The sequence below is a fragment of the Butyrivibrio sp. INlla14 genome, from assembly GCF_900102515.1.
GTDB lineage: Bacteria > Bacillota > Clostridia > Lachnospirales > Lachnospiraceae > Butyrivibrio.
In genome coordinates this window covers 18,031-33,070 of sequence record NZ_FMVS01000025.1, presented here as the reverse complement: position 1 = coordinate 33,070, position 15,040 = coordinate 18,031, and the positions used below count along the sequence as shown (strand labels likewise).

At 40.8% G+C, this 15,040-nt stretch carries 9 protein-coding genes; all 9 read right to left on the bottom strand.

Annotation, left to right across the window (positions count from 1 at the left end; all coding sequences use genetic code 11):
- Positions 1-11: 11 nt before the first annotated feature.
- Positions 12-1,205, bottom strand: coding sequence for a carboxynorspermidine decarboxylase (nspC, locus tag BLO53_RS14840; protein WP_092063210.1), 1,194 nt, complete (start codon positions 1,203-1,205; stop codon positions 12-14).
- 106 nt (positions 1,206-1,311) lie between these two features.
- Entirely contained in the window at positions 1,312-2,574 is a 1,263-nt protein-coding gene (locus BLO53_RS14835) for a saccharopine dehydrogenase family protein (protein WP_092063207.1), read from the bottom strand.
- 128 nt (positions 2,575-2,702) lie between these two features.
- The gene (speE, locus tag BLO53_RS14830) at positions 2,703-3,566 is read right to left on the bottom strand and encodes a polyamine aminopropyltransferase (protein ID WP_026488502.1); all 864 of its coding nucleotides are present in this window, start codon (positions 3,564-3,566) and stop codon (positions 2,703-2,705) included.
- A 46-nt stretch (positions 3,567-3,612) separates the two neighbouring features.
- Positions 3,613-5,061: an aminotransferase class I/II-fold pyridoxal phosphate-dependent enzyme gene (locus tag BLO53_RS14825; RefSeq protein WP_092063204.1), complete on the bottom strand. Its 1,449-nt coding sequence runs from the start codon at positions 5,059-5,061 to the stop codon at positions 3,613-3,615.
- 133 nt (positions 5,062-5,194) lie between these two features.
- Positions 5,195-9,169, bottom strand: a complete 3,975-nt coding sequence (locus BLO53_RS14820; RefSeq protein WP_092063201.1) for a hypothetical protein — start codon at positions 9,167-9,169, stop codon at positions 5,195-5,197.
- 1 nt (position 9,170) lies between these two features.
- Complete coding sequence (locus BLO53_RS14815) at positions 9,171-11,621, bottom strand: MMPL family transporter (protein WP_092063197.1); 2,451 nt, start codon at positions 11,619-11,621, stop codon at positions 9,171-9,173.
- Between the two features lie 410 nt (positions 11,622-12,031).
- Positions 12,032-13,657 (bottom strand): chaperonin GroEL, encoded by a 1,626-nt coding sequence (gene groL, locus BLO53_RS14810; protein ID WP_026488499.1) that lies wholly within the window; start codon positions 13,655-13,657, stop codon positions 12,032-12,034.
- 38 nt (positions 13,658-13,695) lie between these two features.
- A complete protein-coding gene (locus BLO53_RS14805) occupies positions 13,696-13,980 on the bottom strand; it encodes a co-chaperone GroES (protein ID WP_026488498.1) in 285 nt (94 codons plus the stop codon).
- A 114-nt stretch (positions 13,981-14,094) separates the two neighbouring features.
- The gene (locus BLO53_RS14800; RefSeq protein WP_092063194.1) at positions 14,095-14,844 is read right to left on the bottom strand and encodes an SIMPL domain-containing protein; all 750 of its coding nucleotides are present in this window, start codon (positions 14,842-14,844) and stop codon (positions 14,095-14,097) included.
- Between the last annotated feature and the right edge of the window lie 196 nt (positions 14,845-15,040).

The following is a 15,040-nucleotide window of genomic DNA, read 5'->3' as shown; positions in this document are numbered from 1 at the left end:
AATCATACTTTTTATAAACGTTCTTTAAAATCAGAATAGGAAAATCTTTTTATTACTTCCACATCTCCATTTTCATGAAGAATATCAATGTCTGGAAGTGACATACCATTAAAGGTATTATTCTTGACCATGCTATAAATTGCCATGTCTTCAAACACAAGTCTGTCACCAGTGTTAAGCTCATGATCAAAGCTGTAATCCCCTATCACGTCCCCTGCAAGGCAGGTTCTGGATGAAAGCCTGTAAGTAAAGGGAAGTTCTCCAGCTTCCTCACCACCACGAAGAGGTGGTCTGTATGGCATTTCAAGAACATCAGGCATATGGCAGGCCGCTGATGTATCAAGGATAAGTACCGGCATTCTAGGTGTCTTTACAACATCCATGATAGTAGTGATAAGGTATCCAGCATCTAAAGCTATAGCTTCTCCAGGCTCAAGATACACTTCAATCCCGTATTTCTCTTTAATGTCCTTAACAAATTTAATGAGACCCTCTACATTGTAATCTTCCCTGGTGATATGATGTCCGCCTCCAAGGTTGATCCACTTTATCTTGCCGCTATTATCTGAGGATGCAGGATCCGGGAAAAATCTTTCAAACTCTTTTTCTACATGATGAAATGTTTCCATAAGAGGTTCAAAGCCCTGCTCACAAAGAGTATGGAAATGCAAGCCCTCTACACCCTCCGGAAGGTTCTCTGGAAGATTTGCATTTGTGATTCCTAGTCGTGAGCCTTCGGAACAAGGATCATAGATTTCATGTTTCTCCTGGGTACTGTACTCAGGGTTAATTCTAAGGCCTACTGAAAGTCTGCCCTCTTCTACCGCCTTCTCCCACACTGGTCTGTGGTGTTCAAGCTGATTTATAGAATTGAAAACAATGTGATCACAGATCTGACAAAGCTCCACCATCTCATCGTCTTCAAAAGCAGGCTCATATACATGATTTTCTATTCTGCGAAGATTATCCTGTCCCTGAGCCACCATTTCTTCGTGGGCAAGTTTGGCCTCATACAAGCCTGAAGCAGTAGCCCCAGCCAGATACTTGGCAATCATAGGATATGTCTGATATACAGAGTAGGCTTTCTGTGCAAGAAGTATCTTGGCGCCCGATTCATGCTGAACTCTAGCCAAAATTTCAAGATTCTGCCGAAGTTTCTTTTCATCTATAACATAAGCCGGAGTTCTAATCTCGTTAAAATTCATATAATTCCTCCATGGTAATCTTTCAAAGTTCTGTATCTATCTTACCATAAAAATTGCTTACTCCCTCCATCATGAAGCAAGTAAGCAATTTAGTTTTCAAAAGATATTAATCAACCATTACCGGATTCTCATCAACAACCCATGGAAGTCCAAACTCATTAAGCATCTCCATATATGGATCTGGATCGAACTCATCTGTTGTGTATACACCTGGTTTCTTCCACTTGCCTTCAAGCACAAGAGAAGTTCCTATCATTGCCGGAACACCGGTTGTGTAGCTGATAGCCTGGCTTCCAAGCTCCTTATAGCATTCCTGATGGTCACATACATTGTAGATGAAAAGAGTCTTCTCCTTGCCATCCTTGATGCCGCGGAAGATACAGCCGATGTTTGTCTTACCAACTGTTCTAGGGCCAAGGCTTGCAGGATCTGGTAAAAGAGCTTTCAAAAACTGGATAGGAACAATGTCCTTGCCTTCAAACTTGATAGGTGTTGTAGAAAGCATTCCAACATCCTCAAGGCATCTCATGTGATCAAGGTAGCTCTGACCAAAGGTCATAAAGAAACGGATTCTCTTGATCTCAGGGAAGTTTCTTCCAAGAGCCTCGATCTCCTCGTGGTGAAGAAGATACATATCCTTCTGTCCAACCTGAGGGAAGTTGTACTCTCTCTTGATCTCCATTGGCTTTGTTTCAATCCAGTGGCCATCTTCCCAGTAGCTTCCGTTTGCACTAACTTCTCTAAGGTTAATCTCAGGATTGAAGTTTGTAGCAAAAGCATAGCCGTGATCACCACCGTTACAGTCAAGAATATCAACTGTCTCAATCTCGTCAAAATAGTGCTTCTTTGCATAAGCTACAAACACGCTTGTTACGCCTGGGTCAAAGCCAGTTCCAAGAAGACCAGTGATACCAGCTTCCTTGAACTTGTCCATATATGCCCACTGATAGCTGTAATCAAAGTAAGCTGTAAAGCCCTTTTCCTTGCATCTCTTCTCGTAAGCAGCACGCCATACAGGCTCATCAGTATCCTCTGGCTCGTAGTTAGCTGTATCAATGTAATCAACCTTGCACTCAAGGCAGGCATCCATAATTGTAAGATCCTGATAAGGAAGTGCCACATTAAGAACAGCATCTGGCTGATACTCCTTTATAAGCTTAACAACATCAGCTGTGTCATCAGCATTAACTGTAGCTGTTGTGATCTTTACAGGTGTTCCCTGTTTTTCTAATTTATCCTTAAGTGCGTCGCACTTACTTACTGTTCTGCTTGCAAGGCACATTTCTGTGAAAACCTTGCTATTCTGTGCGCATTTCTGAATAGCAACCTGTGCTACACCACCGCAACCAATAACTAATAATCTTCCCATTTTATTCTCCTTTGCAATATCACTATATTGACTATATTTACAATAATTACTATGTCTAGATAACACGGTCATGAAGTATATCAACCACTTGTAAGCAAGCTTACAGTGGTTTCATACTTATGACACTGTTATCTAGACATGTCTTCTTCTTCCTGAAGTAAATCTTCAACATACTTTGGCAGCATAAACGCTCCCTTGTGAAGATGTGTTGTATAATACCAGGTCTTTATTCCTCTCTCGTCCCATCTGTCAGGATTGAAATCCTTAAGAGGGTGATACTTCTTGCTGGCAAATCCAAAGAGCCAGTATCCTGCAGGACAGGTAGGAATATGTGCCTGATAAACTCTATTTACAGGAAATACTCTGTAGGCCTTTCTATGCATTGCTCTACAGCTCTCTTCATCCTCATCATAGAATGGGCTTCCATGCTGATAAACCATGATTCCATCATCGTGAAGTGCCTTGTAGCAGCTTCCATAAAACTCTTTAGTAAAAAGACCTGCCTCATGTCCAAGAGGCTCTGTGGCATCGTTGATTATAAGATCATACATATCCTCGCACTTACGAAGATACTTAAGTCCATCCTGATAATAGATGTGAACTCTGTCATCCTCAAGTCCAATGGCATTGTCAGGGAAGTACTGCTTACATACATCCACAAACATGTTATCAGGCTCTACTACATCGATAACCTTGATCTCATCGTAGTGGCACAACTCTCTGGCAACGCCTCCATCACCACCACCAAGAACAAGTACTCTCTGTACCTTGGGATGAACAGCCATTGGAACATGTACTATCATCTCATCGTAAGTAAACTCATCCTTTTCAGAAAAAATGATATTTCCGTCTGAAGTTAAAAACTTACCAAACTCAGGTGAATCAAATACATCTATTCTCTGAAATTCACTGCTTCCAGAAAAAAGCTGCTTACTGATTCTGATACTGATCTTGACATTACCAGTATGCATATCAGAAAACCAATAATCCATCTCTGCCATAAGAATAAGAACCTCCTATCAAATTTCTCGTTTCCTATTATTTTAATACAAACAGCTCTGATATATCTTCACTCTCAGGTCCCTGCATAGAGCAGCCCTTTGCCATAGCTGTTTTGATATAGTCCAGAATGTCCTTGGTAATTACTTCACCTGGCGACAAAATAGGAATTCCAGGTGGGTAGCACATTACTGACTCTGCACTTATCCTGCCAACTGCATTGTCGATAGGAAGTGACTCTTTTTCCGCATAGAAAGCTTCCTGAGGAGTTGCCTTAACTATAGGAGTGATATACTCTGCAGAGAAAAAGCTCTGCTCAGGCTTACTGTAAAGCCTTCTGATATCTGCAAGAGCTCCTGCAAGTCTCTCTATATCCTGTAGTCTGTCACCAATTGAAATATAAGCCATTACATTGGACAGATCACCAAATTCCATCTGAATATCATATTCATCACGCAGAAGGTCATAAACCTCGATACCAGTAAGGCCAATCTTTCTGGTATTAACAACCAGCTTTGTTTCATCGAAATCGTAGATGCTTCCGCCGTTCTTAAGTTCGTTACCATAGGCGTAGTAACCGCCAATGTCATTGATCTCTTCTCTTGCATACTGAGCCATCTTGGTAACCTTCTCAAAACTCGTTGCTCCGTTAAGAGCAAGGTTTCTGCGGGATATATCAAGACTTCCAAGAAGAAGATAGCTGGCACTTGTGGTCTGGGTAAGATTAACTATTCTGCTGATATAGCCAACATTGGCATCTGGTCCGCACAAGAGGATTGAGCTCTGAGTAAGGCTTCCGCCTGACTTGTGCATGCTGATAGCAGCCATATCTGCCCCTGCAGCCATAGCATTAAGCGGAAGATTTGGGCCAAAATACAAATGTGTTCCGTGAGCCTCATCAACAAGAGCCTTCATCCCATTCTCATGGGCCAGGTCTACAATTGCCTTAAGATTAGAGCAAATGCCATAGTAGGAAGGGTTATTTATCAAAATAGCCTTAGCTTCAGGGTTCTCCTCTATAGCCTTTTTAACATCTGCAAGTTCCATTCCAAGAGGTATTCCCAAATTGGTATCAACCTTTGGATCAATATAAACAGGAACAGCACCACAAAGTATCAGTGCATTAATAGCGCTCTTATGAACATTTCTAGGCATGATGATCTTCTCGCCCTTCTTGACATGAGAAAGAACCATAGCCTGAACAGCACTGGTGGTTCCATTGACCATCATAAATGCATGATATGCGCCAAAGGCGTCTGCCATAAGCTCCTCTGCTTCCTTGATAACAGAAACAGGGTGACACAGGTTATCAAGTGGTTTCATGGAATTGACATCTATTCCAACACATCTGTCCCCCAGAAAACTAACAAGTTCGGGATTACCTCTCCCTCTTTTATGTCCAGGAACATCGAAAGGAACTACTCTCTGCTTCCTGAATCTCTCCAAAGCCTCGTAAACCGGAGCTTTCTTTTGTCTGCTAAGATCCAACTAACTACCCTCCCAAATAATCTATAAACGCAAGTAAAGGAGCGGCGTACAATTATGTACGCTACCCCCTTATTTTTCATTTTTTACAGTAATGTAATAATACTATAAAACTCAATATTATTAAAGATTTATTTTACGCCGATCTTCTCTTTTTCCCAGTTTTTTTACGGCGTTTTTTGTTCTCATTTTTCGCTGCCTTTTTAGCCTTATCTTCTTTTTCCTTTGTCTGCTTTTTAGCCTCCTCTTTTTGGCTTAGTATTTCAAGTTCATCCTGCTCATCATCATAGAAAATCTGCTCTTTGCTCTCAATCCTTGCAGATACCTTTTTCCTGATCTTTTTAAATACTCTTGGAATCTTTTTCTTGTGCTTAGAAGTATATCCAACCATAAAGACAAAAGCTCCCAAAGCAGCTAAAATCAGCACAAAAATGAGTGCATAGCCCTTGTAAGTGCTCCATATAAGGCCTTCGAAATTAAGAGAAAGCGTCACGTTATTGCCTTCAATATCATAGGTCTTATATTTGCCCATAGTTCCAGTTGGTTTTAACTTCTTACTGCCATTTTCAGTTAAAAGATATAGCGTAAAATCACCATTTGTTTCATAAAACGCGTTGTCTGGCCTAAATCTCAGCTGATGCACTGTCTGACCATCATCAGGAATAACAATATTCACCGTACCAAAGCTTGTAAGGTTCCTGATCTTAGAGTCAAAGACACTGCCCTCATCAACAACGTCGCTCCAGGTAACTGTAAGCTTATCCCCTTCTTTAAACTTACCATCTACAAGAACCTGTGACTGATACACAGAATCATTACTTACGTTGTCAGAAAGAGTTGTCAGATATCTGCTATATTTGGCGGTAATGACAAGATCAGTTGTAATACTATCTGTTCCTTCCATATCCCAGGCCACATAATAGCCTTCTCTTTCTTCCGGATGCGGAAACTCTTCTGCTAAAAGAGCTTCGCCATACTTTTTCCTTGTTTTATCAAGGATAATTTCTTTCTTCTGACCATTTTCCTCGTCTTCAAGCACATATGTGACGCTAAGATAATTGAATTCATAAGGAACTTCCCTTAATGATTCCTCGAACAGGTTGAAATTTGAAGTTTCCTTGTAAGCTACAGGCTCAGCTTTACTTGCATAACTGATCCTGTCTATTCCCGCAAGGTCATCGCTTACAAAGAAGTTGTTTTTGACCTCTCCCTTATCATCAATGTGACCCGCAATTGCTCCTGACCAGCTGTTTGAATCCTTTATGTCTACAAGAGAAAAGCTGTTTCTGATATGAAGTCCGTCTCCAACAATTCCGCCTACATAATCCTTGCCCTCAAGAATTCCTCTGGAAAAAGAACTAAGCACAAAGGAAATTGATGAGCCTGCAACTCCTCCTACATAGTCACCAGATGAAGATGAAATATTAGAGTAGTTTCCTGCCCCCAGAATAGTTCCCATCTCCTGAAGGCCGCAAACACCGCCTATATAGTTCTTTTCTCCAACTACAACACCAAAGTTCTTGACATCTCTAAGGACGCATTTTGTGATGTAGGCAGAGTTAAGCTTAGCGTCCCTGATACCTGTGATGTCACCCTCTTTATCGTAATCATAGTCTATAGCCATGGTTCCGGTAACACCACCGCAGTCAATGTCTCCCTCAACTCTTCCATAGTTGCTGCATCTATCAACTGTAGCATCCGTGCTGATCTCAGCTTCTTCTATTGATACATCTTCAAAAGCTGTTGTATAGTCTGCATCCAGAACACCATCAATTGCATCTGTATAAAGGTTCATGATCACATTGAACTGATCTGCCATGGCCTGCAGATCATCAATAATAACACCACTTGCATTATTGACCTCCTGATTTAGAAGTCCAAAGTTATCATTCATGCCCTGAAGATTATTGGCAAAGCTTGTATTGTGGGCCTGGTACTCTGCATCAAGCTCAGGGAAAGCTATTGGATCCTTGCCTGCAACTGTACCAATAGTCTCCTTGGCCTGAGTTCCGGCATTCTCAACATGTCCCGCCGCTGATTCAAGATTATCAAGGCCTCTTGAAGCATCCTTTCTTGCTGCCTCTGTCATCTCGTCCATGTGTCTGCTAAGGAGCTTTTCATAAACTGATGTTGCCCAGATCATATCCGCCTGAATGCTATTTCCTCCAAGTGGACTCTGATAACTCTTATCTGTATATTTTGCCGCATCCTTGGCAGCTTCCTCTGAAGCCTCTTTAAATGACTTTTCATCTCTTTCTGTATCACTAGGAAAAGATGTAAGTTCACCAGTTTCAGCATTTTTGTGATACCAGGATCCATCCTTGGTTATTCCGGTTTCATCATTTTCTGCAGCAAGAGCGGCCTTTACGGTTTCAAGATGCTGCCATTTTTTGTTTTCTACGATGAAATCATAGTCGTATACATTTCCGTCGTCGCACTTATAAACAAGATCGCCCAGATTATCATCTCCAAGATGATGCTGAGCCATTTCATTGGCAACTTCATGATTAAAATATACCTTGTAGGATTTGTAATAGTTTTCCGTATATTGCTGCCCTGCACCCTCTATTACTTCCTTGGCTTTCTGATATTCCTCTTTTTCCTCCTCAGTAAGATAACTGTCAAGGTCAAGATCATTAACCGCCTGTCTAAGGTCACTTCCTGCAGTTTTAGCATCTCTTGCTGCATAGGTAACCTGATCTATAAATCCGTCCTGCTTGGAGGCCTCATCCAGAACATACTCTACCCTTGAAAAGGCTTCGTTGGTTGAGCTTGAAATATCATTGGCATAATCAATTGTTCCAGCAGAAAGATATCTTGCGTCATCGATAGCCCCAGCAGTAAATTTCTGGATAGTTGAAAGCCTGTCTGTTATAACCCCGGACTGATCCTTGGCATCACCAAGAGTCTTCGTTACTATCTCGTGGAGCTTACTGATACTCTCAGAAAGCTGATATGCAATATCCTTACTAAGATCAACTGTAACATAAGGCTCAGCCTGGCCAACAATTCCGCCAACATCCTTACGGCCCTGGATAAAGCCATTATTAGTACAGCCTGTTATATATCCCGACTGTCTTCCCACAACGCCACCGATGTTGTAGCCTACATGTTCATAGCCCACATCACCATTGTTGGTACATTTTGATACAATACCTATAGAAAGACCTGCGATTCCGCCAGCATCAGAAATAGTGCTGTCCTTTGAGGCTTCATCTGCGTCCTTTTCCTCTCTTCTGATAAAAGAAATCACTTTATCAAGGTTAGCCTTGGCTTCATCTGATAATTCAGGATCCACATTGGTGGTATTAACAAAAGATTCATTTAGGCAGCCAACAATATCTCCCATATTCTCTCCGGCAATGCCTCCGGTAAAATGAGTGCCGTGAATATAGCCGTCAGCCTCGCAATCTGAAATAATACCAGATAACTCATTCATGCCCACAATTCCGCCAACATAATCTTTTCCGGAGACCACTCCCGTAAAATTACATTTAATAAGTACACCTGCGTTATCCCCTGCAATGCCGCCAGAAAAAGTCTGATCTCCACTTGGTTCTACTGTGCCTGACACCTTCAGATCACGTATTACTGCAGTTTTTTGTACTATTCCAAAAAAGCCGGAATAAGAAGCTCCTTTATCAATACTGATATCCGAAATTACATGGCCCTGTCCATCAAAGATTCCGCCAAATGTAGGAATACCGCAGAATTCTCTTCCTCTAAAAGAAATATCTTTTACAAGAACAATCTTTTTATCTGCAGACCAGGTGTCCATCTTACAATTATTGGCTAAATTTATAAGATCCTCTGCAGTTTCAATCTTTATTTCAAAGTAAGTTACTGGAGTCTTTGTTTCCTCTACCTCTTCTGTTTCCTGCGCTTCCTTACTCTCACCGTTTTCTTTTTCCAAGGCTTCTTCCTGAGTTGCCGTAGTCATATCACCTACGTAAGAGCTTTTATCTATTGTTTCCCCAACATTATCTTCAGATTTGTCTGTGTCCTGAAGTCCTGTTTCTAACGCTTCATCCGATTCAACGGCAAAAGAAATGACGCCCGTGTTACATACAAGTGAAAGCCCCAATAGAAGGGCCATTATTCTCTTTTTCATGTTATGCCCCCTCCTCTAAATTTTCTTCTATGAGTTCAATATCCTTATTCTCGATAAAGGCGCTTACATCTCCCTTAACAACGCCATGAACCACACCATTTATTGTTCCATCAATCTTGCCTCTGACATATCCATCAATGCGCATTGTTCCTGACATCTGCTTGTTTTGAATGGGTACGTTCATGACAAATGCCGTAAGTTCAATGATCTTATCGCCCACAAGAAGTATCTGAGGAAGAACAAACATGGTGACAATAATGGAAATAATTGTTCCTCTTCCAAGAGCCTTACCAATACTGTAGATAACACAGTCAGAAGTCATCTTTCCAATAAGTATTCCTGACATAGCCATCATTGTTCCTGATGTGATGATTGTAGGAAATGACAAATTCATGGTACTTATAATAGCTTCTCTTTTACCGGTAGTCCCACGAAGCTCAATATACCTGCCTGCAATAACTATGGCATAGTCGATATTGGCACCCATCTGAATTGAACTTACAATAAGGTAGCCCAAAAAGAAAATGTTATCGTGCGTAATTGCTGGTATTCCAAAGTTAAGCCAGATACAGCCCTGGATAACCGCTATCAAAAGGACCGGCATTCCTGCAGATTTAAAGGTAAAGAGCAAAACTATAAGTACTGCAAGTACAGAAATAATGCCTGTTACCTTGTTGTCCCTTGAAAAACATTTTTTAAGATCATACTGGCTCACAGAATTACCAACTACATAAATCTGGTCCTCTGGATAATACTTCTCCGTGATCTTGTGCAGAGTATCAATGAAGTTATAACTCTCATCAGACTCTTCTTCCGAGTTAAGGTACACCAAAACTCTGGAATATTCCGGACCCTCAAGCTGCTTCTTGGCAAATTCCATCATCTTGTTAGCATCTTCTAAGGTTTCCATAAGGTCATCCTCAAGAGTTACGTATCCTTCATCAACCTCCTGATAAATGAACATCAGCATATCAATAAGAGGAACCTTATAATTATCAAGACCATTTACAGCCTTGGCATAATCTTCATCATTGACAGCATAAGCAGCATAAACAAGCTCAGCTATTTCAAAGTCAATATCAATAAGCTCAGAAAACTGTCTGGGGTTAAGCTTATCTGTAAGGGTATAGCCATTCATAGCTTCAGTATTGGCAAGACCTGTAACAGAAGACACATTTCCATTCATTAACAGGTCCTGGATAAGAAGCTTTTCTTTATCGTAATCTCCTGAAGGAAAAACGAGGGCCACCATATTATCTCTCTTAAAGTTCTCATCCTGCAAATTCTGAGCTGCCTGAACTTCATTGGTGATAGGAGGAATAATCTTGGTATATCCATATACGTAAGGGGTAAAATGGCATATAAAATTAGCCGCAATAAGTATCACCACAAAAAGAGGTGCCACGAAAAATCTTGAAGCATATGCAAATTTTCCTACGAATGAAATCTTAGGAATGAAGTTCTTGTGCCTAGTTTTCTCCATAAGACCTGCAAATATCATGATAAGACCAGGCATCAAAAGGAATACCGACAAAAGGCTAAGGAGGATTGCCTTAATAAGAACAACGGAAAGATCCTTACCTATTCCAAATTGCATGAATATCATGGCAAGAAGGCCGCCAATTGTAGTAAGTGAACTTCCTGATATCTCAGGAATGGATTTGGAAAGTGAAACGATACAGGCTTCTCTTACTGGGAGATTAGTCCTCTCTTCCTTGTATCTGTTAAGAAGAATAATGGCATAGTCTACAGAAAGGGCCAGCTGCAAAACAATTGCCACAGAATCTGATACAAAAGAAATTGTGCCAAGAAAGAAATTGGTTCCCATAGCTATAAGTGCTGCGCTTCCGAAGGTCAAAAGAAGAACAGGAACTTCAGCATAAGCCTGACATGCAAAGAGAAGTACTATGATAACAACAAATACAACCATGATAGAAATGACACTCATCTCGCTCTGTATCTGCTTAGAATGAGTATCACCTAATGAGGTTGAAATATAGGAATCATAATCTGCAAAATAGTCTTGAACCTGCGCAAGAAGTTCAAGGCAGTTCTCATCATCTTCATCGTAGTTAAAGGTTATATCAAAAAGAGCACTGCCGTTATTGTAGTGTTTCTCAGTGTCATCAACATCTGCTGAAAACACGCCCTCTATAGACTCAACATCTTCTTGAATTCTCAGGGCCTGCTCGTAGGAAATATTAGCAACCATGACCTTAACTGAACCATAGGTTGTAAACTGCTCCTCCATTAGATCCAGTCCCATTCTGGTCTCGCTACTTGCAGGTAAGTAGGCTGCTATTTCATTTTCTACCTTGACCCAATTTCTTGAAACAGCGCAGAATATGCATAGAATAGCGTAAATTAAGAAAAAAAGATTGCGCTTATCAACGATAAAAGCGCAAATTTTAAGCATGGCGTTGCTGCCATTTTTTGTACTTGAACTGCTCATTGTCCCCCCAAAGAAATATTAAACAAAACTTTAATTAGATTCTATTACAGAAGGTTTTGAGGGGCAACAAATTATATTTAGGGTATTTTAACGCGGTTTATCGCTCACTCCAAGCTTAGTGCGAGCCATGGGTGAGCACTTAACGAGGTCTTTTCGAGTTTAGTGCAGCATCCCAGTCGCCAAGGGCTTATATGAATATCGCTCATACAGCGAAATCACTTCGTGATTTCCCTGTCGTCCGTTGTCGCCAAGCACCCTCGATTAGTCATGAACAAATGTCGCTAACGCGACTATTCCAAAATAAAAGAGACAGCCATTTTCAAGCGAGCTTGAATGGCTGTCTCTTTTATTTTGAAACCACTTACGTGGCTTTGTTCATATCTAATCTCGGGAGTTTGGCTCGTTATCGCTTACATGCCCATGCCCATTCCGGCGCCACCTGCTGGCATTGGAGGAACTGGCTCTTTAACTGTTGCTACAGCAGCCTCTGTTGTAAGGAAGCTTGAAGCAACTGATGTTGCGTTCTGAAGAGCTGATCTTGTAACCTTAGCAGGATCAATGATTCCGTCCTTAACCATATCTACATACTCTTCTGTATATGCATTAAAGCCAATACCCTGCTTGGATTCTTTAACCTTGTTAACGATAACAGATCCGTCAAGACCAGCGTTGTTAGCGATGTGGAATAAAGGAGCTTCAAGTGCCTTGAGAACAACCTTAGCACCTGTCTTCTCGTCGCCTTCAAGAGAATCAACAAGCTTAGCAACTTCCTTGGAAGCGTGAATATAAGCTGAACCACCACCAAAGATGATACCCTCTTCTACAGCAGCTCTTGTTGCATTAAGAGCATCTTCCATTCTGTACTTAGCTTCCTTCATCTCTGTCTCTGTAGCAGCACCAACTCTGATAACTGCAACACCGCCTGCAAGCTTAGCAAGTCTCTCCTGGAGCTTTTCTCTATCGAAATCAGATGTTGTATCTTCAATCTGCTTCTTGATCTGAGCAACTCTTGCCTTGATCTCATCCTTGTTACCAAGACCATCAACAATAGTTGTCTTCTCTTTCTCAACCTTGATGCTCTTAGCACGTCCAAGGTCATCCATTGTTGTATCCTTAAGTTCAAGGCCAAGGTCAGAAGAAATAACCTTACCACCTGTAAGGATTGCGATATCCTCAAGCATAGCCTTTCTGCGGTCGCCATAACCTGGTGCCTTAACAGCTACTACATTGAATGTTCCACGAAGCTTGTTAACAATAAGAGTTGTAAGGGCCTCACCCTCAACATCCTCAGCAATGATAAGGAGCTTAGAACCTGTCTTAACAATCTGCTCAAGAAGTGGAAGGATATCCTGAATGTTAGAAATCTTCTTGTCTGTAATAAGGATGAAAGGATCATCAAGTGTAGCTTCCATCTTGTCCATATCTGTAGCCATGTAAGCTGAGATGTATCCTCTGTCGAACTGCATACCTTCTACAAGGTCAAGCTCAGTCTGCATTGTCTTGGACTCTTCGATTGTGATAACACCATCGTTAGAAACCTTCTCCATAGCATCAGCGATCATCTGGCCAACTTCATCATCACCTGATGAAACTGCAGCTACTCTCATGATCTGCTCTTTACCTTTTACCTTTGTAGCCATCTTGCTGATAGACTCAACTGCTGTGTCTGTAGCCTTCTTCATACCTTTTCTAAGTACGATTGGGTTAGCACCTGCTGCAAGGTTCTTAACACCTTCATTGATCATAGCCTGTGCAAGGACAGTAGCTGTTGTTGTACCATCACCTGCTACATCGTTAGTCTTTGTAGCAACTTCCTTAACAAGCTGAGCGCCCATGTTCTCATAAGCATCCTCAAGCTCGATCTCTTTTGCAATTGTAACACCATCGTTTGTGATTGTAGGTGCACCATAAGATTTATCAAGAACTACGTTTCTTCCCTTAGGTCCAATTGTAACTCTTACTGTATCTGCAAGCTTATTAACGCCTTCTACCATAGCTGTGCGGGCGTCTGCGCCGTACTTAATTGTCTTTGCCATTTTTATTGCCTCCAAATATTTAAATTATTTTTATTAGCTTATTTAATGATTGCTAAGATGTCGTTCTGCTTAACAATGATGAATGTCTCATCATCAAGCTTAACTTCTGTTCCTGCATATTTAGAATAGATGACATTGTCACCCTTTTTAACCTGCATCTTAACTTCCTTGCCATCTACTACTCCGCCAGGACCTACAGCAATAACCTCTGCCTGCTGTGGCTTCTCCTTCTCAGCTCCAGGAAGAACGATTCCTGATTTAGTAGTCTCTTCAGCCTCAAGCGCCTTAAGCACAACTCTGTCTGCAAGTGGTTCTAACTTCATAATAAAGCCTCCTTATATGAAAAATTCAGTATTTTTTAAAACTGTTAGCACTCTGATTTATTGAGTGCTAATCTCTAAGAACTAATATTAGTGCTATTATTATAAAAAGTCAAGTTATTTGAGGTCATACTCAAGTTTAACTGTTATAGATGCTGTCTTATATCTGGAATCTGTATCAAATGCTCCGTCATAAGAATAACTGCTGGTGCCAGAATTCTTGGCAGTTATCTGGAATACGCCCAAGTTTGAGTTCTTAAGCTTGCCAAGATCTGCCCCTGTATTCTTGGCAATAATATCAATTCGGTCCTTGGCATTTATAGATGCCTTGTCAATAAGATCAAGCTTAAGAGCATCAAGATCTGAGTAATAATACTCAGGAGAACCTGATGTCAGTTCTACTCCCTTATCAAGAAGGCTGGAAATATCTCGAGAAATTTTTTCAACTACATCAAGATTTGATGATGATACTGTAACACTCTGTGTAAGTTCATAGCCATCAGCCTCAGAGCCTATATAATTGCCGTTGTCATCATAGTTATCATGATAGGTTCTGCGGATATCTACTGAATCAAATACAATCTCATCTTCTGTGATGCCATTACTTGTAAGATAGTTCTTAACAAGGTCTGCATCATTTTTTATTGCAGTGTATGCTTCCTGAGACGTCCAGGCTGTTCTTGAAAATGAGCCACGCCAGATTATGATATCCGACTCAAAATCGACGCTTGCGCTACCTGTTGCTGTGATCACATGTGTACTCTCTGACCTAAAATGTGAAAGTCCAAAAGCAATTGCAACACAGCTTACCATAACACTGATACCAATAATAAGGGCACTCACCCAACCATTTTTCTTTTGTTCCATAACTTTTTTCTCCTTTTTCCCATTATTCTTGCTATTTGCGCTGCCATCATCAAATAAGCAAAAGAATCTGACAGCACTATTTTATTGTAGCACAGAATTATCTGTTCTTTTTGTTAAGCATTATTTAAGATTATTTTATCCTTGCTTAATTGCTTTATGATTGTCTTTGGCCAATAATAATCATAAGAAAGTGTAC